At 71.8% G+C, this 20,994-nt stretch carries 21 protein-coding genes and 1 pseudogene; 12 read left to right on the top strand and 10 right to left on the bottom strand.

Features of this window, described 5'->3' with window-relative positions:
• Position 1: 1 nt before the first annotated feature.
• The 4 genes from V5O40_RS11775 to V5O40_RS11760 form a co-directional block, all read right to left on the bottom strand.
• Positions 2–781, bottom strand: a complete 780-nt coding sequence (locus V5O40_RS11775) for a LytR/AlgR family response regulator transcription factor (RefSeq protein WP_332905465.1) — start codon at positions 779–781, stop codon at positions 2–4.
• Positions 778–2,004 (bottom strand): sensor histidine kinase, encoded by a 1,227-nt coding sequence (locus V5O40_RS11770; RefSeq protein ID WP_332905464.1) that lies wholly within the window; start codon positions 2,002–2,004, stop codon positions 778–780. The genes V5O40_RS11775 and V5O40_RS11770 overlap by 4 nt, the downstream gene beginning before the upstream one ends.
• A gap of 50 nt (positions 2,005–2,054) precedes the next feature.
• Positions 2,055–3,626, bottom strand: a complete 1,572-nt coding sequence (locus V5O40_RS11765) for a sugar transferase (protein WP_332905521.1) — start codon at positions 3,624–3,626, stop codon at positions 2,055–2,057.
• Between the two features lie 267 nt (positions 3,627–3,893).
• Positions 3,894–4,754 (bottom strand): Fpg/Nei family DNA glycosylase, encoded by an 861-nt coding sequence (locus V5O40_RS11760; protein WP_332905463.1) that lies wholly within the window; start codon positions 4,752–4,754, stop codon positions 3,894–3,896.
• A 24-nt stretch (positions 4,755–4,778) separates the two neighbouring features.
• Here V5O40_RS11760 and V5O40_RS11755 point away from each other — a divergent pair, with 24 nt between their 5' ends.
• A complete protein-coding gene (locus V5O40_RS11755; protein ID WP_332905462.1) occupies positions 4,779–6,113 on the top strand; it encodes a glycosyltransferase family 4 protein in 1,335 nt (444 codons plus the stop codon).
• Positions 6,114–6,214: 101 nt separating this feature from the next.
• On the opposite strand, the gene V5O40_RS11750 is transcribed toward V5O40_RS11755, so the two are convergent.
• The 4 genes from V5O40_RS11750 to V5O40_RS11735 all read right to left on the bottom strand — a co-directional run bounded on the left by V5O40_RS11750 (position 6,215) and on the right by V5O40_RS11735 (position 9,327).
• The gene (locus V5O40_RS11750) at positions 6,215–6,931 is read right to left on the bottom strand and encodes a CDP-alcohol phosphatidyltransferase family protein (RefSeq protein ID WP_332905461.1); all 717 of its coding nucleotides are present in this window, start codon (positions 6,929–6,931) and stop codon (positions 6,215–6,217) included.
• Positions 6,915–7,982: an iron-containing alcohol dehydrogenase family protein gene (locus V5O40_RS11745; RefSeq protein WP_332905460.1), complete on the bottom strand. Its 1,068-nt coding sequence runs from the start codon at positions 7,980–7,982 to the stop codon at positions 6,915–6,917. Before V5O40_RS11745 ends, V5O40_RS11750 begins: the two co-directional genes overlap by 17 nt.
• On the bottom strand, positions 7,970–8,701 hold the full coding sequence (locus V5O40_RS11740) for a phosphocholine cytidylyltransferase family protein (protein WP_332905520.1): 732 nt from the start codon (positions 8,699–8,701) through the stop codon (positions 7,970–7,972). Before V5O40_RS11740 ends, V5O40_RS11745 begins: the two co-directional genes overlap by 13 nt.
• A gap of 176 nt (positions 8,702–8,877) precedes the next feature.
• Complete coding sequence (locus tag V5O40_RS11735; protein WP_332905459.1) at positions 8,878–9,327, bottom strand: NUDIX domain-containing protein; 450 nt, start codon at positions 9,325–9,327, stop codon at positions 8,878–8,880.
• A 117-nt stretch (positions 9,328–9,444) separates the two neighbouring features.
• Between V5O40_RS11735 and V5O40_RS11730 the strand changes: the two genes are divergently transcribed.
• The 4 genes from V5O40_RS11730 (at position 9,445) to corA (ending at position 13,054) form a co-directional block, all read left to right on the top strand.
• On the top strand, positions 9,445–9,837 hold the full coding sequence (locus V5O40_RS11730) for a CBS domain-containing protein (RefSeq protein ID WP_164448848.1): 393 nt from the start codon (positions 9,445–9,447) through the stop codon (positions 9,835–9,837).
• 105 nt (positions 9,838–9,942) lie between these two features.
• Positions 9,943–10,398, top strand: coding sequence for an ester cyclase (locus V5O40_RS11725; protein WP_332905458.1), 456 nt, complete (start codon positions 9,943–9,945; stop codon positions 10,396–10,398).
• A gap of 129 nt (positions 10,399–10,527) precedes the next feature.
• Complete coding sequence (locus V5O40_RS11720) at positions 10,528–11,622, top strand: aminotransferase-like domain-containing protein (protein WP_281582681.1); 1,095 nt, start codon at positions 10,528–10,530, stop codon at positions 11,620–11,622.
• A gap of 373 nt (positions 11,623–11,995) precedes the next feature.
• Entirely contained in the window at positions 11,996–13,054 is a 1,059-nt protein-coding gene (gene corA / locus V5O40_RS11715) for a magnesium/cobalt transporter CorA (RefSeq protein WP_332905519.1), read from the top strand.
• A gap of 115 nt (positions 13,055–13,169) precedes the next feature.
• Here the strand turns inward: corA and V5O40_RS11710 are convergent, their stop codons facing one another.
• The gene (locus V5O40_RS11710; protein WP_332905457.1) at positions 13,170–13,958 is read right to left on the bottom strand and encodes a hypothetical protein; all 789 of its coding nucleotides are present in this window, start codon (positions 13,956–13,958) and stop codon (positions 13,170–13,172) included.
• A gap of 59 nt (positions 13,959–14,017) precedes the next feature.
• Here V5O40_RS11710 and V5O40_RS11705 point away from each other — a divergent pair, with 59 nt between their 5' ends.
• Both V5O40_RS11705 and V5O40_RS11700 read left to right on the top strand, forming a co-directional pair.
• A complete protein-coding gene (locus tag V5O40_RS11705; RefSeq protein ID WP_164448853.1) occupies positions 14,018–14,545 on the top strand; it encodes a peptidylprolyl isomerase in 528 nt (175 codons plus the stop codon).
• 147 nt (positions 14,546–14,692) lie between these two features.
• Positions 14,693–15,604, top strand: coding sequence for a rhomboid family intramembrane serine protease (locus V5O40_RS11700; protein WP_332905456.1), 912 nt, complete (start codon positions 14,693–14,695; stop codon positions 15,602–15,604).
• A 63-nt stretch (positions 15,605–15,667) separates the two neighbouring features.
• Here V5O40_RS11700 and V5O40_RS11695 read toward each other — a convergent pair whose 3' ends face one another.
• The gene (locus V5O40_RS11695; protein ID WP_408631865.1) at positions 15,668–16,111 is read right to left on the bottom strand and encodes a PH domain-containing protein; all 444 of its coding nucleotides are present in this window, start codon (positions 16,109–16,111) and stop codon (positions 15,668–15,670) included.
• Between the two features lie 125 nt (positions 16,112–16,236).
• On the opposite strand from V5O40_RS11695, the gene V5O40_RS11690 reads away from it, so the two are divergent.
• The 5 genes and pseudogenes from V5O40_RS11690 (at position 16,237) to V5O40_RS11670 (ending at position 20,991) form a co-directional block, all read left to right on the top strand.
• On the top strand, positions 16,237–17,409 hold the full coding sequence (locus tag V5O40_RS11690; RefSeq protein ID WP_332905455.1) for a thiolase family protein: 1,173 nt from the start codon (positions 16,237–16,239) through the stop codon (positions 17,407–17,409).
• 235 nt (positions 17,410–17,644) lie between these two features.
• The gene (locus tag V5O40_RS11685; protein WP_332905454.1) at positions 17,645–18,154 is read left to right on the top strand and encodes a hypothetical protein; all 510 of its coding nucleotides are present in this window, start codon (positions 17,645–17,647) and stop codon (positions 18,152–18,154) included.
• A gap of 70 nt (positions 18,155–18,224) precedes the next feature.
• A complete protein-coding gene (locus V5O40_RS11680) occupies positions 18,225–18,917 on the top strand; it encodes a response regulator transcription factor (protein WP_332905453.1) in 693 nt (230 codons plus the stop codon).
• Positions 18,910–20,297, top strand: a pseudogene (locus V5O40_RS11675) (sensor histidine kinase). The gene V5O40_RS11680 and the pseudogene V5O40_RS11675 overlap by 8 nt, the downstream one beginning before the upstream one ends.
• 103 nt (positions 20,298–20,400) lie before the next feature.
• On the top strand, positions 20,401–20,991 hold the full coding sequence (locus tag V5O40_RS11670) for a hypothetical protein (RefSeq protein WP_408631864.1): 591 nt from the start codon (positions 20,401–20,403) through the stop codon (positions 20,989–20,991).
• The last annotated feature ends 3 nt before the right edge of the window (positions 20,992–20,994 follow it).

Raw genomic sequence — 20,994 nt, 5'->3', positions numbered from 1 at the left:
TTCAGCGGCTCCACTCCTGCTTGGCGGCCCGGACCAGCTTGTCCTTCAGCTCGCGGGTGTGCCGCCGGCTCACCGGCAGCTCGGTGTCGTCGATGACCACCACGTAGCCGGAGTTGACCAGGCGGAGTTCGGCGATCAGCCGCAGCTGCACCAGGTACGACCGGTGGATCCGGACGAACCCGGCGTCGGCCCATCGTTCGGCGAGCGTCGCCAGCGACACCCGCACCAGGTGCGAGCCGTCGGCGGTGTGCAGCCGGGCGTAGTCGCCCTGCGCCTCGACCCACCGCACCGCGGACCGGGGCAGCATCCGGGTGGTACCGGCCAGCTCGACCGGGATGGTGGGATCCTCCTCGGCCCGGGCCAGCGCAGCGGGATGGGTGGGTACCACCCGCGAGCCGACCACCCGGCGCAGCGCCTCGGCCAGCCGCTCGGCGCGTACCGGCTTGCGTACGTAGTCGGTGGCACCCACGTCGAAGGCGTCCGCGGCACCGTCGTCGTACGCGGTGACGAAGACGATCGCCGGGGGTCGGGCGAAGCGGCGCAGTACCCGGGCCAGCTCCATGCCGTCCAGGCCGGGCATCCGGATGTCCAGGAAGACCACGTCCACGTCGTCGTCGCGCAGCACCCGCAGCGCCTCGGTCGCGTCACCGGCCGTGTGCAGCCGGGCCACCCGGGGGTCGGCCCGCAGGTGGTACGCCAACTCGTCAAGTGCCGGCGGCTCGTCGTCGACCGCCAGCACCCGCAGGAAGCCGGCGCCGGGGGCCGGGCCGGAGCCGGTCACGAACCGGCCCGTACGCCGGGGTGGAACTTCGGCACCCGCATGCTCACCTTCGTACCCGAGCCGACCCCGGTCTCGACGACCAGGCCGAAGCCGTCGCCGAAGACCGACCGCAGGCGCTCGTCGACGTTCGACAGCCCGACGTGCTGGCCCGGATCGTCCCCCGGGTCGCCGGTGGACCCGGCCAGCTCGGCGATCCCCGCGGTCAGCGTGGCCGGATCCATCCCCACTCCGTCGTCCTCCACCGTTATGTGGCATTCGGCGCCCGCGTCCCGGGCCTCGATGCTCACCATGCCCGTGCCCGGCTTGCGCGACAACCCGTGGCGTACCGCGTTCTCGACAAGTGGTTGCAGGCACAGGAACGGCAGGGTCACCGGCAGCACCTCGGGGGCGATCTGGAGCCGCACCTGGAGCCGGTCGCCGAACCTGGCCCGTTCGATGGTCAGGTAGCGGTCGATCGAGCGCAGCTCCTCGGCCAGCGTGGTGAACTCGCCGTGCGCCCGGAACGAGTACCGGGTGAACTCGGCGAACTCCAGGATCAGCTCCCGGGCCCGTTCCGGGTCGGTGCGGACGAAGGAACCGATCGCGGTCAGCGCGTTGTAGATGAAGTGCGGGCTGATCTGGGCGCGCAGGGCGCGTACCTCGGCCCGGGCCAACCGCTCCCGGGACGAGTCCAGCTCCGCCAGGGCCAGTTGGCTGCCGGCCCAGTGGGCGGTCTCCAGGGTGGCCTGGACCAGACCGGGTGCCGGCGCACCGTCGGTGACCGCCACCAGCGCACCGGCGATCCGGCCGGACGCCCCACCGAGCGGGGCCACCACCGCGCCCCGGACCGGACAGTCGATCCGGTCGCAGGTCAGCTCCGCCTCGCCCAGCACGGTGGATCGCTCGGACGCGATCACCCGTCGGGCGGCGGTCCGGAGCTGCTCCCGGTGGTGCGCGCCGCGTCCGTCCAGCGCGAGCAGGTCGTCGGCGTCGGTCAACGCCAGCCCTTCCGCGCCGACCAGGGTGCGCAGGTGACGGGCGGCCTTCGCCGCGCCGGCCGGGTTCAGCCCGGCCCGCAGCGGTTCGGCGGCCAGTCCGGCGGTGTGCAGCACCTCGTAGGTCGCCCGTTGCCCGGGCGTGGCGATGCCGCGCCGACCACGCAGCCGACCGACCGCGTACAGCGCCCCGGCCAGCACGCTGACCAGTGAGAAAACGCCGATCACGGCGGAGATGTTGCCACCCACGTGGACGATCCTGCTGGTTGCGGACGCTGCGGGAAAGGGGTGGGCGCCGGTCAGTAGGCGCCCTTGCGGGCGACCACCACGCCGACGGTGCGCCACAGGATGCTCAGGTCGTACGCCAGCGACCAGTTGTCGACGTAGTACAGGTCCAGCCGGACGGCCTCGTCCCAGGAGAGGTCGGAGCGACCGGACACCTGCCACAACCCGGTCATCCCCGGACGGACCAGCAGCCGGCGTCGCACATCACCGAGGAAGTCACCGTCGTCGGCGGGCAGCGGACGCGGCCCGACCAGCGACATCTCACCCTTGAGCACGTTGATCAGCTGCGGCAGCTCGTCGAGCGACGAGGCGCGCAGGAAGCGGCCCACCGGGAACACCCGCGGATCCTGCTTCATCTTGAACAGCATGCCGTCGGTCTCGTTCTGGTCGACCAGGCTGGCCAGCCGGTCCTCCGCGTCGACGTACATGGTCCGGAACTTCCACACCCGGAACGTGCGCCCCTCGTGGCCCACCCGGGGTTGCCGGAAGAAGACCGGACCCGGGTCGGAGATCCGGATCGCGATGGCGATCGCGATGAACACCGGGATCAGCGCGAGCAGTCCGAGCCCGGCGGCGACCCGGTCCATCATGTTCTTGGCCAGCAGCGCGGGCCCGGAGAGGGTGGGCTCCTCGACGTGCAGCAGCGGTAGGCCCTCGATCGGGCGGATGTGCACCCGGGGCCCGGCGATGTCGGTCAGCTGGGGGGCCACCACCAGGTCGACGCCGGAGCCCTCCAACTGCCAGGCCAGGCGGCGCAGCTCACCGGGTTCGGCGCTGGCCGAGCCACAGACCGCGATGGTGTCCGCGCCCATCTCGCGGACCAGGGCCAGCACGTCGCGACCGGCGTACACCGGGACCGGGGTCTGCACGCCCTTGGCGGCCGCGTACCCGTCGGTGATGTGGATGGCGACCGGGACCAGCCCGGCGGCCGGGGTGCGGGTGACGGCCGTGTACACCTCCAGGCACTCCGGCAGGGTGCCGACCAGCACCATCCGGTGCGCCGCCTGCTGGATGTTGCGCCGGACGGTGTGCAGCACGAAACGGGCCAGGATCCGGCCCAGCAGGATCAGCAGCAGCGCCAGCAGCAGCGCCGTGCCGACGGTGAACCGGGACAGGTCGGTCTTGGTGGCGAAGGCGAGGAACGACAGCGCCGCGCAGACGGCGACCCCGGCCCGGATCACCCGCTTGAACTCGTCCGGCCCCAGCCCGAGACAGCGCCGGTCGTAGGCCCCGTTGAACCAGAGGGTGGCCAGCCAGCCGAGCGGCAGCAGCAGGAACGCCACCGTGTAGAACCAGGTCGGGTCGTTCTGGGCCTGGTGGAAACCCGCGGTGGCCTGGTCGAAGGTGCGGATCGCGGTGTAGCTGGCGAAGGCCGCGGCGGCGAAGTCGAGCAGCAGCAGGATCGCCGTGTACGGCCGGTGCCAGCGCGACACGCGCCGCCGGGCCCGGGCCCACGCCGACCGGGGTACGCCGTTCGGCGACGGCGGGTTCGGCGGCTGGATCTCGAAGCTGTCGACGTGCCGCACGAGTCTGCTCCGGCCTTCGTTGGTCACCGGGCGCTGGAGGCTAGCCGTCACCTCACCCATGTCCTCCCGCATGACCCGTGGCGTTCACTCGCCGTGACCGCCAGGGTCGCCCACCGTTCCAGTTTCCCACGCGAGTTCCGTTCCGTCGCCGACCCGAGGGACATTGCGCGGCGGCCACCTACCGCCTGGGATCTGGCCGGCCCCATGCCATCCGGAAGCCGGGGACCGGGGCCACTATACCGAGGGATGGCGGCCCCGGTAGAGCGCCGGACCGGTGGTTGCGCACCGCGCGTCCGATTCCGCTCCGTAATCAGTGAGTGGTGTTACTCACCGTACGAGTCTGGACAACCGTCGGTCAGCAAGCGGCTTTCCGCCGGTCTGGCAGGTGGGGCAGTACTGGAGGCTGGAGTCGGCGAACGAGACCTCCCGTACGGTGTCGCCGCAGACCGGACAGGGCAGCCCGGTACGGGCGTGCACCTTGAGCCCGGACCGCTTCTCGCCCTTCAACTCCGCCGCCCGCTGCCCCAGCGACCGGGTCACCGCGTCACCCAGCACCCGACGGGTCGCCGCGTGCAGGGTCGCCATCTGATCGTCGGACAGCCGGTCGGTCAACGCGAACGGCGACAGCTTCGCCGCGTGCAGGATCTCGTCGGAGTACGCGTTGCCGACCCCACCGAGCACCGACTGGTCGGTGAGCACCCCCTTGACCTGGCCCCGGCGGCCACGCAGCGCAGCGGCGAAGGTGGCCAGGTCGGCCGAGAGCGCGTCCGGCCCGAGCTTGGCCACCCCCGGCACCACCTGCGGGTCCGTCACCAGGTAGGCGGCGAGCTTCTTCTGCGTACCGGCCTCGGTCAGGTCGAAGCCGGAGCCGTCGTCGAGGCGTACCCGGATCGCGATCGGTCCCTTGCCGGGTCGTAGCGGAACGGTCGAGGCGAACGCCTCCCGGTAGTGCAGCCAGCCGGCGCGGGCCAGGTGGACCACCAGGTGCAGACCGCCGTCGAAGACCACGTCGAGGAACTTGCCGTACCGCCGGGCGTCGGTCACCGCCCGGCCCGCGACGGCGGTCGGCGCCGGGTCGTACGTCTTCAGGGCGCTGATGGCGGCGACCTCCAGACGGTCGACACGCCGGCCCACCGCACGCTGTCGCAGGTAACCGGCGAGCGCCTCCACCTCCGGTAGTTCGGGCATCGTCCAACGGTAGCCTTCTTTCCCGTGAGAATCGTGGTGGCGCACAACCGGTACCGAGAAGCTCAGCCGTCCGGTGAGAACACCATCGTCGACGCCGAGATCGCCCAGCTCACCGCCGCCGGGGTGGAGGTGCTGCCGTTCCTGCGCAGTTCGGACGAGATTCCGACGATGCCGAGGACGGCGAAGGCGCTGCTGCCGATCTCCCCGATCTACGCTCCCCGCGCCCAGCAGGAGCTGGCCCAGCTGCTCACCGAGCACCGGCCGGACGTGCTGCACCTGCACAACCCGTACCCGCTGCTGTCGCCCTGGGTGGTACGGACCGCGCACCGGCACGGGGTGCCGGTGGTGCAGACGGTGCACAACTACCGACAGGTGTGCTCCTCGGGGCTGTACTTCCGGGACGGCATGATCTGCCAGGACTGCCGGGGCCGGGCGCTGGGCGTGCCGGCGGTGGTGCACCGCTGCTACCGGGGATCGCGGGCGCAGAGCGCGCTGATGGCCACCACGCTGGCCGTGCACCGGGGCACCTGGAAGTCGGTGGACCGGTTCATCGCCCTGACCACCGCGGTCGCCGACCACCTGCGCGACTACGGCATCCCCGAGTCGCGGATCGTGGTGAAACCGAACGGGATTCCGGACCCGGGTACGCCCGCTCCGCTCGGTCGGGGTTTTCTCTTCCTCGGCCGGCTCTCCCCCGAGAAGGGCCTCGACCTGCTCGTGGAGGCCTGGCGGCGACACCCCGACGGCACGTTGGGCCCGCTGCGCGTCGCCGGAGACGGCGAGCTGCGCCCGCTGGTCGAGGCGCTGGCGGCCGAGCGCTCCGACGTCACGTACCTCGGCCCGCTGGACCGGGCCGGCGTCCGCGCGGCGCTGGCCGAGACCGCCGTGGTGCTGGCCACCTCCACCTGGCACGACGTGTTGCCTACCGTGATCATCGAGGCTCTGGCCAGCGGGCGGCCGGTGCTCGGCACCGCGCTCGGCGGCATCCCGTACCTGCTCGGCGCGGATACTCCCCGAGAACCCGCCGGCACCGGCCCGGCCGCCGTCGCCTCAGCCTCCGCCCCCGCGGTTACCGGCTCCGTGCCGGGCTCCTCGGCGCCGAACTCCTCCGGCGTCGCGGCGATGCCGGATGCCCCTGGTACCGGGGAGCCGGGGGCGGTGCCGGCCGGTGTGGTGACCGGCGAGGCCGGCTGGGTGGTGCCCCCGGAGCCGGCCGCGCTGGCCGCCGCGCTGCCGACGGCCGCGGCGAGGGCCACTGCCCTCTCCGCCTCGGCTCGGTCCCGCTACGAGCGCACCTTCCACCCCGACGTGGTCACCAAGCGCCTCCTAGACATCTACGCCTCCCTCACCCACCCCTGACCCACCCCCGACCACTCAGTTGATCATGAGGTTAGCGGCAGTTTTTGATCTTCAAAGTGCCGCCAACCTCATGATCAACGCGATGGGGGTGGGGGTGGGGGTCAGCGGAGGGAGGCGCGGGCGGAGAAGGCGATGCTGGCCAGGAGGAAGGCGCCGTTGACCGCGGTGAAGGCGAGCATGACCCAGAGGGTGAGGGCTGGGGCCAGCGCCAGGACCAGGGCGGCCACGAAGATGACGGCGCCGTAGTCGCGGACCAGCTTGACCAGGCGTACGGGCAGGCTGGTGGAGGTGACCATGCTGGCCGCGTTCGGGCCGGACTGCATCACCGAGGTGACCAGGTTGACCATCCAGGTGCCGGCGAACGCCGCCACCAGCCAGGTCGGCGTCGCCGGCCGCTGCGCCACGGCGGTGGCGGACAGGGCGGCGACCAGGGCGATCTGGGCGGCCACGTCACAGAGCACGTCGACCCGGGCGCCGGCCGCGCTGCCCTGCCCGGTCACCCGGGCCAGCTGACCGTCGGCGCAGTCCAGGGCGTACGCGATCTGCCAGCCGAACAGTGCGACCAGCCCGACCACCGGAGCCGGCACGTCCCCGGCGGCGACCGGGCCGGCGAGCGCCACCACGGTGACCGAGGTGGCCAGCCCGAGCAGCAGGTTGGTGATGGTCAACGCGGTCGGCCGGAGCCCGAGACGCTGGGCGACGAGCGCGAAGACCGCGCCGATCCACTGGCTGACCGACTCGCTGAACAGGCCACCACCCCGGTTCACCCGGTGGAAGTCGGTGACCGTGGGGTGGGACGGCTCAGCCAAGGTGCTCACGAAGGGCGTCAACGTAGTCTCCCAGCCGGGTACGAAGGTCGTCGGCGGACAGCGCCTGGTGTTCGAGGATCGTGTAACGGTCGGGCCGGGTACGCGGGGCGAAGGCCACCGCCTCGACGAACTGCTCGTCGGTCAGCCCGAGGTCGGCGGGTCGGGTGGACAGCCCGTGCCGGTGCAGGCAGCGGGCGAGCTGGCCGAACCGTTCCAGGTCGCCCCGGAGGAAGGTGCAGAAGAGCGCGCCGAGGCCGGCCTGCTCTCCGTGCGAGGCGGTGCTCGGGAAGAGATGGTCGATGGCGTGCGAGATCTCGTGGTCGCCGCCGCTGGCCGGCCGGCTGGACCCGCAGATCGACATCGAGATGCCGCCCAGGATCAACGCCTCGGCCAGCGTGGTCAGGAAACCGTCGTCGGTGATCTTCCCCGGATGGTTGACCAGCGCTTCCGCGCCGGTACGGGCCAGCGTCACGGCCAGCCCGTCGATCGGCTCGCCGCGAACCTCGTGGGCCAGTTCCCAGTCGGCGCAGGCGCTGAGGTTGCTCACCGCGTCGCCGATGCCGGCCTGGGTCTGCCGGTCCGGTCCGTTCTCCACGAAGTCGAGGTCGACCAGGACGGCGATCGGAATGTGCACCCCGTACGAGCCCTTGCCGCCCTCGTGCGTCAGCGACGCCACCGGAGAGGCGATCCCGTCGTTGGCGAGGCTGGTCGCCACGGTGACCATCGGGATGCCGTAGCGGGTGGCGGCGTACTTCGCGGTGTCGATGGTCTTCCCGCCGCCGATCCCGACCACGGCGTCGTAGTTGCGGCGGCGCAGCTGGTCACCGAGCTGGTTGGCGGAGTCGACGCTGCCGCCGGCGACGGTGAACACGTCGGCCGACCCGAGCGAGGGCCGGCACAGGTCGACGATCTTCTCGCCCTGACCCGGGCCGACCACCACCGCGACGTCGCCGCCGCTGGAGATCCGACGGTCCGCCAGCAGCGAGCCGAGGTCGGCCACCGCACCCCGGCGGACCTCGATCGACAGCGGCGTCGCGACGGTACGGGCTAGTAGCGGCACGCGATCTCCCGCGCCCGGGCCAGGTCGGCGTGGTTGTCGACCTCGACCCAGGCCACGTCACCGATCGGTGCGGCCCGGACCTCGCCGCCACGGTCGGCGAACTCCTGGTACCCGTCCTCGTAGTACAGGTTCGGGTCGCGTCGCCAGGTCGCCTCCAGGGCGTCGGCGAGCGCCTCGGCCACCTGCGGCTCGATGAGCGTGGCCCCGATGTACTCGCCGTACGCCTCGCCCGGGTCCATCAGCTTGGTGATCCGGGTGAGCTGGCCGGCGGCGTCGAAGGTGGTCTTCATCTCCTCCTCGGCCAGCGGCTTGAGGGTGTCGACCGCGAGCAGCACGCCCGGCCCCCGCTCGGCCAGCAGGGTCTTCTCGATGCTCACCGGGTGCACGGTGTCGCCGTTGACCAGCAGAACCCCCCGCGAGAACCAGGCCCGCGCCAGCCAGAGGGAGTACGCGTTGTTCCACTCCTCAGCCTTGTCGTTGGGGACCAGGGTGATCGTGACGCCGTACCGACGCTCCAGCTCCGCCTGGCGTTCGCGGACGGCGTCGGCGGCGTAGCCGACCACCACCACGACCTCGGTGAGCCCCACCTCGGCCAGGTTGCGCAGCGCGATGTCGAGGATGGTGATCTCGCCGTCCACCGGCACCAACGCCTTGGGCAGGGTGTCGGTGAACGGGCGCAGCCGGCGACCCGCGCCAGCTGCCAGCACCATTCCGACCATGCCCGCATCAGTTTCTGTTCTCGCAGCGTTCACCGAAGGAGGATAGCGCCGCCCGGGGCGGCGCTGTCGCCGGTCAACCGGCCACCGGTCGTCCCCGCCCGGCACCAACCTCGGTCAGCCCCGGCGGAACCGCCGGGTCGGCTCGTCACCCGGTGACCGGGGCCCGACCGCGTCGCTCACCAACCGGTGGACCGCAGGACGGCGAAGGCCCGCTCGGCGATGTGCCGGATCAGCCCGTCGTTGACGTCACGGTGCTCGTCGAGCAGGTCGAGGTCGCCGGGGCCGAGCCAGCGGTACTCGGTGTGCTTGCCCGCCTCCAGCACGGGCGCGGCCAGATCGCCGTCGACCCGGACCAGCCAGTCACTCTCGATCCGGGCCAGGCCGTCGTTCCCCACGTAGCGGTACTCGCCGATTTCGGCGATCACCTCGGTGACCCGCCAGCCGGTCTCCTCGGTGACCTCCCGGTGCAGCGCGTCCTGCACGGACTCGCCCGGTTCGAGGTGCCCGCCGACGATGTCCCAGCAGTTGGGGAAGAGCCGCCGGTGTGGCGAGCGGCGTTGGAAGAACAGGCGTCCGTCGGGGGCGACGATCAGCGCTCCCGCGCAGCGCAGCGGCTCGGTGGGCACGTCGAGCACAGTAGTCGCGACCGCACCCCCACGACGATGTCCGGTCTTGTCCTGGAAACCTGCGGGGCTCACCATTGCGGGTAACCGGGTGCAGCCGTCCCAAAGGGGTGATGTGTCATGCAGGTTCGGGAAGCCATGTCCAGTGAGATCCTCGTGGTCGGTCCGGAGCACACGCTCCGGCAGGCGGCGCGGATGATGTCGGAGCGCCGTATCGGGTCGGCGGTGGTGATCGACCCGGATTCCGAGGGCATCGGGATCATGACGGAGCGCGACGTGCTCAACGCGATCGGAGCCGGGCTCGACTGCGATATCGAGCGGACCGGGGCCCACCTGACCTGGGACGTCGTCTACGCCGGGCCGGAATGGACGATCGAGGAAGCGGCGGCGGCGATGGCTCGGGGTGGCTTCCGGCACCTCGTCGTCCTCGACGGTCGTGAGGTCGCCGGGGTGATCTCGGTACGCGACATCATGCGGGTGTGGGCGGCCAGCCGGATGGTCGGCACCGGCTGACCACGGTGGGCTGTCGGTCGATCCGTCGCGGGTTGGGCGGGCCGATCGGCGGGTAATGCCCTAGCTGCGGGCGCGGGCGGAACGTGTCCCGCGTGGGGAGGCGTGATGCGTGGCGCGGACCGGTTGATCCAGCAGCAGTACGAGATGCTCCTGCGGCGGGACGTGGCTCGCCTGCCGGAGCTGTACGCGACGGACGCCCACTACGCCATGCCGGGTGTCACGGTGCGTCCGCCCGAATTGCCGGCCCTGCTGCGTACCTGGACGGGTGCCTTTCCCGATCTGCGGGTCGAGCCGCTCGGTGCGGTACGCACGGCCGGTGGGGCGGCGGTCGAGCAGTTGCTGACCGGCACCCACACCGGCGTGCTGCACACGCCGTTCGGCACCGTCGCGCCCACCGGGCGGGACGTCGCCTGGGAGGTGGTGGACGTGGTCCGGGTGCGTCGGGGGCGGATCGCCGCCTGGCGGTCCTACTTCGACTGGGGCCAGCTGATGACTCTGCTGGGTCTGCACGTGGCGGGCACGTCCCGGCGGCCGTCGGAACCGGTGGGCGTTCCGGCCTGAGCTGCCGCACAGTCGGCGCGGGCGGGTGGGCCACCGGACGCGACCCGTTCACCCGACCCGGTGGCTCAGGATGCGGACATCGCCGTGCCTTCCGCGTACGTCCCACCTCCGCCCGTACGCTGAACAGCCATGACCGCCGAGCAGCTGATCTCCTTCGCCCGTGGCGCCCCCTCACTGGACATCGTCGATGTCGAGGGGCTCAAGGCCGCCGCCGTCCGCGCCTTCGACGCCGACCCAGCCGGGGTGACCGCGTACGGCACCTCCGTCGGTTACGTCCCGCTCCGCAGGTGGATCGCCGAGAAGCACGGTGTCGAGGCGGAGCAGGTGCTGGTCACCAACGGCTCGTTGCAGGCCGACGCCTTTCTCTTCGACCACCTGGTCCGCCCGGGCGACGCGGTGGTGGTGGAACGGCCCACCTACGACCGCACCCTGCTCAACCTGCGGAACATGGGCAGCGAACTGCACGCTGTCACCATCCAGCCGGACGGTATGGACACCGCCGAGCTACGCAAGCTGCTGGAGTCCGGGGTACGCCCCCGGCTGGCCCACGTGATCCCGAACTACCAGAATCCGGCGGGCGTGACGCTGTCCCTGGAGAAGCGTCGCGAACTACTCGACCTGGCCGCCGAGTTCGGTTTCACGATCTTCGAGGACGACCCGTACGCCGACATCCGGTTCCGGGGCGAGGCGCTGCCGTCGATGCTGTCGATGGACACCCGCAACGTGGTCGTGCACGCCTCCAGCTTCACCAAGACCGTCTGCCCGGGGGTTCGGGTCGGCTACCTGGTGGGTCCGGCCGACCTGATCGGCGACATCGCGAAGAAGGCGACGAGCCTCTACATCTCGCCCGGCATGGTGTCGCAGGCCATCGTGCACCAGTTCTGCGTGTCGGGGGACATCGGCCGGTCGATCGAGACGGTGCGGGCGGCCCTCGGCGAGCGCGCCACGGTGCTCGCCGAGTCGCTGCGCCGGCACATTCCGCAGGCCCGGTTCGTGGAGCCCGACGGTGGCTACTTCCTCTGGGTCGAGTTGCCGGAGGACGTCGAGGTCGACCGGCTCGCCCCGGCGGCGGCCGAGCGCGGCGTCGCGGTGGTCAAGGGCAGCGACTTCGTCCTGGACGGTGGGCGGCACGCCCTCCGGCTGGCCTATTCGGCGGTCACCGCGGACCGCATCGACGAGGGCGTTCGGCGGCTGGCCGACGCGATGACGTCGGTGCGTGGCTGAATTTCTGTCGGCTTTCTGACAGAACAGCGATACCGGCCGGCTCGGGTCTCCCGCTGACGGGGCTCGGGGCCCACAATGCTGCGAGCGTTACTCACCACGCGTAGGCACAACCCCCGCCCCCACGGCGCCGGGCGGGCCGGATCGCCCCCTCACCCCCCCGATGCGGTCCGGTCCGTCCGGCGCCACCCCCGGCCGTCCGGCGATGATCGCTGCGGCGGCGTAACCTGCAAACCGCAGCCGGCGGGGGGAGGGTGTGATGACGGAGCGGACGCGGCGCACGGGGGCGACCGCCCCGGCCACCGCCGGCAACCGGACCGCGAGTGCCCACGGGAGCCGTACCCTGCGGCCGCGGAGCTGGTCACCGGTCCGGGCCGTGACTCGTCGGCTCAGCTCGGACGGACCGCAGTCCGGCCAGCCGTCGACCGAGCGGCCACGCAGCGCCGTGGTCGACTGCGCGCTCTACCTCGACGGTCAGCGGCAGGCCGGCGACTGGGACTACGCCGACGCGCTGGCCGCGGCGGGCGGTGCCGAAGCGGGTTTCGTCTGGCTCGGCCTGCACGAGCCGGAGCTGGCCGAGATGACCGAGATCGCCACCACCTACGGGCTGCACGAGCTGGCGGTGGAGGACGCGGTCAAGGCCCAACAGCGTCCGAAGCTCGAACGTTTCGGCGAGGTCAGCTTCCTGGTGCTGCGCACCGCCCGCTACTGCGAGCACACCGAGCTCACGGAGAACTCCGAGGTGGTGGAGACCGGGCAGGTGATGCTCTTCATCGGTCCGCAGTTCGTGATCAGCGTCCGGCACGGTGACGCCTGCCGGCTGGCGCCCGTCCGCGAGGAGCTGGAGGCTCGCCGGGAACTGCTGCTCAACGGCCCCTGGGCCGTCGCGTACGCGATCACGGACCGGGTCGTCGACCTCTACCTGGAGGTCGCCGACCAGCTCGAGGACGACATGGACGTGCTGGAGACGGAGGTGTTCGACCGCCAGACAAGCGGCCGGATCCAGCGGATCTACCAGATGAAGCGGGAACTCGTCGAGTTCAAGCGGGCGGTGATGCCGTTGCAGCGGCCGCTGGTGACGCTGACCTCGCAGATGAACCGGGACGTGCCCAAGGAGGTACGCCGCTACTTCCGGGACGTGCAGGATCACCTCAGCCGCACCGTCGAGCAGGTCAACTCGTACGACGACCTGCTCAACTCGATCCTCCAGGCGCGGCTGGCCCAGGTCACTGTCGACCAGAACAACGACATGCGCAAGATCGCGGCCTGGGCGGCCATCGCCGCCGTGTGGACCGCGATCGCCGGCATCTACGGCATGAACTTCGACTTCATGCCGGAGCTGAGGATGACCTACGGCTACCCCGTGGTGCTGGCCCTGATGCTCAGCATCTCGTTGGCCCTCTACCGCTGGTTCCGCCGCAACGACTGGCTCTGACCCCCGCCCCACCAGACCGCGCCCCCGGCCGTCGCGTCGACCATGAAGTTGTTGCCGCGCGCACCGGAGTGTCGCGGCAACAACTTCATGATCAACCCCCTTGGGGCGGGAGGGGTCAGGCGCGGGTGTTGGACTTGTGGTTGGTGGCCTTGCTGAGGTCGTCGGCGGGGCGGCCGGTGGTGGTGCGGGCACCCTCGGCGACCGAGGGGACCTTCCCGGAGGTGGCGACGCCGGACGGTGCCGTAGCGGTGGTGGCGCTGTCGCCGGCGGCCACCGCCGAGCTGCCCGCGCCGGTCGAGACCTTGCCGGCACCGGCCGGACCGGCCGTACGCACCTCGATGGTCTCCACCTCCTCGTGCATCGGCTCAAGCGCGGCACCCGCGTCGTACTCGGCCCACTCCTGCTGCTCACGGTGCCGACGCAGAGCCATCGCACCGGCGAGCCCGGCCACCGTGCCGGCGGCCAACAAGCCGATCATGGTCCCGCTGCGGCGGGACTTCTTCTTCGCCTTCATCTTCTTCGCCTTCCTGGTGACCGCGGCCTGCTTGGCGAGGGCGGCCTTCTTCCCCTTGACGGCCCGATCGGCCGCGTCGGACTGCGCGTGACGCACGGCCAGCGCGAGCGGCGCGAGAGCGGCGGCCGTCGACGCGAGGCCGCTCGATGCCCGGTCCCGGACGACGACGGCGGTCGGTGCCACCGCATCGCGAGCTGCCTGGAACCGAGGGCCGACCGTGTCGCCGGCGCCTCTCGCGGCATGCGTGGCGGCCTGCCGCAGGTGACCGATGCCGCGGTTCAGTTCGGTCCGGGCCAACTGCGCCTGGCTCTTGCGCCGCCAGTTTCCAAACACGGTCCCACCTCCTGGGAGTTGCTCTGTCTCATCCTCCACCTTCGGATGCCTCCGCATGTCCAGATCGGGCACATGGGAGGATCCGCATGGAACTGACCAACGAGTAAGGAGTACCCGTGGCCGAGGCTGTCTACGCCACCGTGCACACCAACGCCGGCCCGATCCGGCTGGAACTCTTCGCCAACCACGCGCCGAAGACCGTTCGCAACTTCGTCGAGCTGGCCGAGGGTACGCGTGAGTACACCGACCCGCGGACCGGACAGCCGGGCAACGGTCCGTACTACGACGGCACCATCTCGCACCGCGTCATCAGCGGTTTCATGATTCAGATGGGTGACCCGACCGGCACCGGCCGTGGCGGACCGGGCTACACCTTCGCCGACGAGTTCCACCCCGAGCTGCGGTTCGACCGGCCGTACCTGCTGGCGATGGCGAACGCCGGGCCCGGCACCAACGGCTCGCAGTTCTTCATCACCGTCTCGCCGACGCCGCACCTGAACAACCGGCACACCATCTTCGGACAGGTGGCCGACGAGCAGTCCGCGAAGATCGTCGAGGCGATCGCCAACACCCCGACCGGCCCCAGCGACCGGCCGCTCCAGGACGTCGTCATCGAGCGCATCGAGATCGAGCGCTCGGCCTGACCCGCGCTGGATCCGGCCCGCCGGCCGAGGTTGGGCGCGGCGGGCCGGACGCGGGCGACCTGGACGGGGCACACGCCTACCCGCCTGAGCGGTGGCTCGGGGTACCTTTGCTCGCATGACTGAGCGCTCGGGTGTCTGGGGCCAGCGATGAGCGAGTCCCCGCCGACCACGCCGGCCTGCTATCGCCACCCCGGCCGGGAGACGTACGTCCGCTGCACCCGGTGTGACCGGTCGATCTGCCCCGACTGCATGAACGAGGCGTCGGTCGGTTTCCAGTGCCCGGAGTGCGTGTCGGAGGGACGCCGTAGCGTGCGGCCGGCGCGTACCGCCTTCGGTGGCGGGGTCGTCGGTCGGCAGGGTTACGTGACCAAGACCCTGATCGCCATCAACCTGCTGGTGATGCTGGTGTCGATCGCCTCGGACCGGGGCGGCGACGCGGCGGCCGGTGGCAACGGCTTCGGCGGGCTGATGGGCGGCGGCACCCCGTTGACCGAGTGGGGCGCGGTGCTGGGTCGGGCGATGTTTCTCGACGGCACCGTCGGCGGCGTCGCCGAGGGCCAGTGGTACCGCCTGGTCACCGCGATGTTCCTGCACTACGGCGTGGTGCACCTGCTGCTGAACATGTGGGCGCTCTGGGTGCTCGGTCGTTCGCTGGAGGCGGTGCTCGGGCCGCTGCGTTTCGCCGCGCTCTACTTCATCGCCGGCTTCGGCGGCAACGTCGCGGTCTACGTGTTCAGCGCGCCCAACCAGATGTCGGCAGGAGCGTCGACCGCCATCTTCGGCCTGTTCGCGGCGATATTCGTGATCATGCGGCGACTCGGGCGGGACACCTCGGCCATCGTCCCCATCCTGGTGATCAACCTGATCTTCACCTTCACCGTGCCGCAGATCTCGATCGCTGGTCACCTGGGCGGCCTGGTGTTCGGTGCGCTGATGGCGTTGGTGCTGGCCTACGCGCCGCGCTCGCGCCGGACGCTCGTGCAGTTCGGCGGTGGCGCGATCATCCTCGTGGTGCTGCTCGGGATGGCCCTGGTCCGCACCGCCGCGCTACTGGGCTGACCGCTGCCCGGCGCCGTGCCGGCGGGACCGGGCCGCACCGCCGGCCCGGGTGCGCGGAGCGGATCAACCGGTGCCGCCGGGACTTGCCGCCCGGGCGGCGCGCAACGCGTCGGCGACCTCGGTCGGATCGGTGCCGAGATCGAGCCGGTTGAACAGGTGCAGCGAGTCACCCGTGTCGATCTCCAAGGTCGGTCCGGCGAGTCCGCGCCCGGACCGACGGTGCACCTGGATGGTCTCCACCGTCGGCCAGGGCAGGTGCCGCCGGCTCAGCATCCCGGCCGGCACGGTGACGCCGGTCGCGTCCACCGCCAGCCGCACCGGTGCGAGCAGATCCCGCAGGCCCCAGCCGACGAGGATCGCCGCGGCCAACCCGCCGAGCACCGGCCGGAGCGGGTCACCCGCGGCGAGCAGCATCCCCAGGGCGAGCACGACAACCGCGGCAGCCAGCTTGAGAACGGGTAGGGCAGGTGGCACCCGCCACTGCTGTGCGATCGTGTCGTCCGCCACGGCACCAGCATGCCAGCGCCGCCGGGAACCGGCATCCGCCCCGGGGCCGTGCCCGAGGTCGGGTCGGGGAGGGCGGCCCGGGTGGGCGTAGGATCGGGAGCAGCCCAAGTTACCGGGGAGTAGACATGAGTGACGCGGTTATCGTCGGTGCGGTGCGCACCCCGGTCGGGCGGCGCAAGGGCAGCCTGGCCACGGTGCACCCGGTGGATCTGTCCGCACACGTGCTGCGCGCCCTGGCCGAACGCACCGGGATCGATCCGGCCCAGGTGGACGACGTGGTCTGGGGCTGTGTGTCGCAGGTCGGGGAGCAGTCGTGGAACGTCGCCCGCAACGCCGTACTGGCCGCCGGCTGGCCGGAGTCGGTGCCGGGCACCACGGTCGACCGGCAGTGCGGTTCCAGCCAGCAGGCCCTGCACTTCGCCGCGGCCACCGTGCTCTCCGGTCAGGCGGATCTGGTCGTCGCCGGTGGGGCCGAGTCGATGACCCGGGTGCCGATGGGCTCCAGCGTCGCCGGTGGGATGCCGTTCAGCGAGCAGATTCTGAGCCGCTACCGGGGGGTCGAGGGAGTCGCCGAGGATTCCCCGCTGCCCTTCAACCAGGGCGTGGGAGCGGAGCTGATCGCGCAGCGCTGGCGCCTGTCCCGGTCCCAGCTCGACGAGTTCGCGCTGACCAGCCACGAGAAGGCCGCGGCGGCGCAGGACGCGGGAGCGTTCGAGGCCGAGCTGGCCCCGGTGGCGCTCACGGACGGCGGCAAGTTCGCGGTGGACGAGGGCATCCGGCGCGACACCTCGCTGGCGAAGCTGGGCGAGCTGCCCACCCCGTTCCGCCCCGACGGTGTGGTCACCGCCGGCTCGGCCTCGCAGATCTCCGACGGTGCCGCCGCGCTGGCGGTCACCACGAGCGAGTGGGCCAGCCGGCACGGGCTGCGCCCGCTGGCCCGCGTACACACCGCCGTGGTCGCGGCCGACGACCCGGTCGCCATGCTCACCGCGCCGATCCCGGCGACCGCGAAGGCGCTGCGCCGCGCGGGGCTGGGCATCGAGGAGATCGGGGTGTACGAGGTGAACGAGGCGTTCGCCCCGGTACCGCTGGCCTGGTTGGCGGAGACCGAGGCGGACCCGGACCGGCTCAACCCGCGCGGCGGTGCGATCGCCCTCGGGCATCCGCTCGGCGGCTCCGGTGCCCGGATCATGACCACGATGCTCGCCCACATGCGCGACAACAACATCCGCTACGGCCTCCAAACCATGTGCGAAGGCGGCGGAATGGCCAACGCCACCATCCTCGAACTCCTCTAACCCCCCCACCCACCCACCCCACCCACCCCACCCACCCCACCCCACCCCCTCCCGCCACGTTGATCAAGAAGTTTTGGTCGGGCTGAGCGCGATCGGCGACCAGAACTTCTTGATCAACGCAGTGGGTCCGGGTGGGTCCGGGTGGGGGCGGGTGGGGCCGGGTGGGCTATGTGGAAATTGCAGAAAGCATGTCCACCGGCCATGTCACCGCGGGGACCGGGTCGTTGGGCAGGTCATGGACGTCTTCTCCCGAACGTTCCTTCCGGCCGCCGCCGAGGCCGGCCTGGCGGTGCAGACCGCCAGTCGGCACATGCCGGTGTTCCGTCGCTGCGTGGGTTCCGGCGACGCCACCGTCCTGGTCACCCGGTGCAGCCGGCCCGACCGGCCGGTCCACGGGGAGTATCTGCTGCTGCTCACCCATCGGCGGCTGGTGGTCACCCGGCAGACGCGGGTGCTGCACCGGCTCCGCCTGCACCTCAACACGGAACTCCGCGAGCTGAGCCACGTCACCTGGAGCCCCGACCCGCGACTGCACTGCGTCGAACTGGCCGCCACCGCGATCGACGGCATCCGCGAGCGGTTCCTGATCCGCACCCAGCACCCGAAGCAGGTGTGGCAGCTGGACGCCCTGCTCGATCACGCGTTCCGGACCCGTGTGCGCAGCGCACCGCCACGGGTCGTGACCACCGTCGCCGAGCCCTCCACCGCTCGGCCGGTCACCTTCCAGCCCGTCGTGGCCCGCTGAGCGGGTCTTCTTACCGAATCCGAACACGGCCTGACGCTGCCGGATCCCGTCGATCGGCAATCATGGCCCAGTGACCGCCGAGAACCCGCAACGCGGGCTCGTCCTCGTGGTGGAGGACGAACCGAGCATCGCCGACCTGGTCCGGCTCTACCTCAGCCGGGACGGCTTCGGCGTACACGTCGAACGGGACGGCAGCGCCGGCTTCTCGGCGGCTCGCCGGCTGCGTCCGGTGGCCTGCGTGCTCGACATCGCCCTGCCAGGTCTGACCGGCACCGAGATCTGCCGCCGGCTACGCGAGGCCGGCGACTGGACCCCGGTCATCTTCCTCACCGCCCGCGACGACGAGGTGGACCGCGTCGTCGGCTTGGAACTGGGGGCCGACGACTACCTCACCAAGCCGTTCAGCCCTCGGGAACTCGTCGCCCGGCTGCGGGCGGTGCTGCGCCGCGCCGCCGGCCCGCCGGGTGGTGCCGGGCAGCCCGTCGTGCTCGGCCGGGTCACCGTCGACCCCGACCGCAGGTCGGTCACCGCCGACGGCGTGCCGGTGCAGCTGACCTCCACCGAGTTCGACCTGCTGGCCCACCTGATGAGCCGACCCGGTCGGGTCTTCTCGCGGGAGGAACTGCTGGCCGCCGTGTGGGGGTACGCGGCACACGCCGGCACCCGTACCGTCGACGTGCATGTGGCGCAGGTGCGGGCGAAACTCGGTGGTGCCAGCGTGATCCGGACCCATCGTGGAGTCGGATACGCCGCCGATGGCTGATCGTCCCGGTCGTACGCTCACCGCTCGCGCGGTGTTGGTGACCTGCGCGGTGGCCCTGGTGTCGGTGCTGGTCACCGCGATGGTCGCGGTGCCGGTGGCGGTCCGCGCCGCCGAACGGCGGGACCGGCAGGCGCTCGCCGCACAGGCACAGGTCGCCGCCGAGCTGCTGCGGGCGCGCCCCGGCCGGGTCCGGGAACTGGCCGGCGAGCGGTTGATCCGCCAACTCGGAAACCAGGGCACCACCATCTTCCTGATCTCCGGCGGTGAGGTGGACCGTGCCGGCCTGCCTCCCCAGGTGGTGAACCGGGTGTCCAACGGGCGGAATGTCTCCGGTCGGCGGTTGGTCGACGGGAAACGGGCGCTGGTCGAGGGCCGGGCACTGCCCCGCGGCGACGGCGTGGTGCTGACCCGTCCACTCGGCGCCGGGGTGTGGCGTGAGGTGCTGCGCGGCCTCTGGCTTCCGCTGCTGGCGGGGATGGTCGCGGGTGCGGTCGCCGGTTCGCTGCTCGCCCGCCGGCTGGCCCGGCCGATCCGCCGGGCGGCCCTCGTCGCGGCCCGGCTGCGAGCCGGCGACCGCACCGTCCGGGTGCCGGTCGAGTCGCCGGCCGAGGTGGCCGACCTGGCGTACGCGCTGAACGGGCTGGCCGCCGCACTGGCCACCAGCGAGGGACGACAGCGGGAGTTCCTGCTCTCCGTCTCGCACGAACTGCGTACCCCGCTCACCGCGATCCGTGGTTACGCCGAGGCGCTGGCCGACGGGGTGGTCGAACCGTCAGCGGCGGCCGAGACCGGTCGGACCATGCTCGACGAGGCGGAGCGCCTGGACCGCCTGGTCACCGACCTGCTCGCCCTGGCCCGCCTGGAGGCGGTCGACTTTCCCCTCGAACCGGTGCCGGTGGACCTGGTCGCTCTGGCGGCCGACGCCGGCCGGACCTGGGCGGACCGCTGCTCCTCGGTCGGGGTGACGTTCCGCACCGAACTGCCGGGGCAGCCGGTGCCGGTGTACACCGACCCGGGGCGGATCCGGCAGGTGATCGACGGGCTGCTGGAGAACGCGCTGCGGGTGGTGCCGCCGGGTGCGCCGGTGGTGCTGGCGGTTCGGCCAGCCGGTGCCGATCCGAGCGCCGGCGGGGTGGTCGAGGTCCGCGACGGTGGACCCGGGTTGACCGACGACGACCTGACAGTGGCCTTCGAGCGCGGGGCGCTGCACCAACGCTACCGAGGACTACGCGAGGTCGGCAGCGGGCTCGGACTGGCGCTCGCCGCCGGACTGGTCCGCCGGCTCGGTGGTGAGACAAGCGCCGGGCACGCTGCCGAGGGCGGTGCCGCGTTCACCATCCGGCTGCCGGGATTCCTTACCTGACCCGAACGTCGGCCTGACGGTCGGCTCACCCGGCCGGTCCACGCTGGGGGGACGGATCCGCGCCGACCGTGACGCGGCGCGACGAGATCCGGCGGACCAGCACCGACGAGAGGACGAGGAATGGCACGCAGGGGATCCTTCACCGCCACCGGCGCGCTACTGGTGACGGTCGCGTTGGCCGCCGCCGGTTGCGGGGTCGGTCGGGCCGAGCGGGACGCGACGCAGGACAGCGCCGTCGAGGTGGTCGCCGCGATGGGCGCGGAGGGCCAGGCACTGGCCGCGCTCGGTCTCGACCCCGAGGAACTGGACGCCGACCCGAGAGCGGCCGCGCCGGTGGAGCCGACCCCGAGCGCGGCCGACAAGCGCAAGGAGCGGGTCGAGGAGTGGCGCAAGCGCCGGGCGGCCCGGGTGCTGCTGCGCAAGAACACGTTGCACGGCGACGTCGTGGTGCAGACCAAGGACGGCGGCACGAAGACCGTCTCGGTGCAGCGCGGCGAGGTGACCGCCCTCACCGACGACAAGGTCACGGTCAAGTCGACCGACGGCTTCACCAGGACCTGGACCTTCACCGACGACCTGCGGGTGATCGAACGGCGCAGGTCGATCGCCGCCACGGACATCAAGGTCGGCACCAGGCTGGGCGTGGCCGGCACCGTGGACGGCGAGCAGGCGCAGGCCCGCCTGATCGTCGTGCCGCTCGAGCAGAAGTGACAG

The sequence above is a fragment of the Micromonospora palythoicola genome, assembly GCF_036689795.1.
Taxonomy (GTDB): domain Bacteria; phylum Actinomycetota; class Actinomycetes; order Mycobacteriales; family Micromonosporaceae; genus Micromonospora; species Micromonospora palythoicola.
The sequence above is the reverse complement of the archived record's forward strand: the minus strand, read 5'-3'. Positions and strand labels throughout refer to the sequence as shown.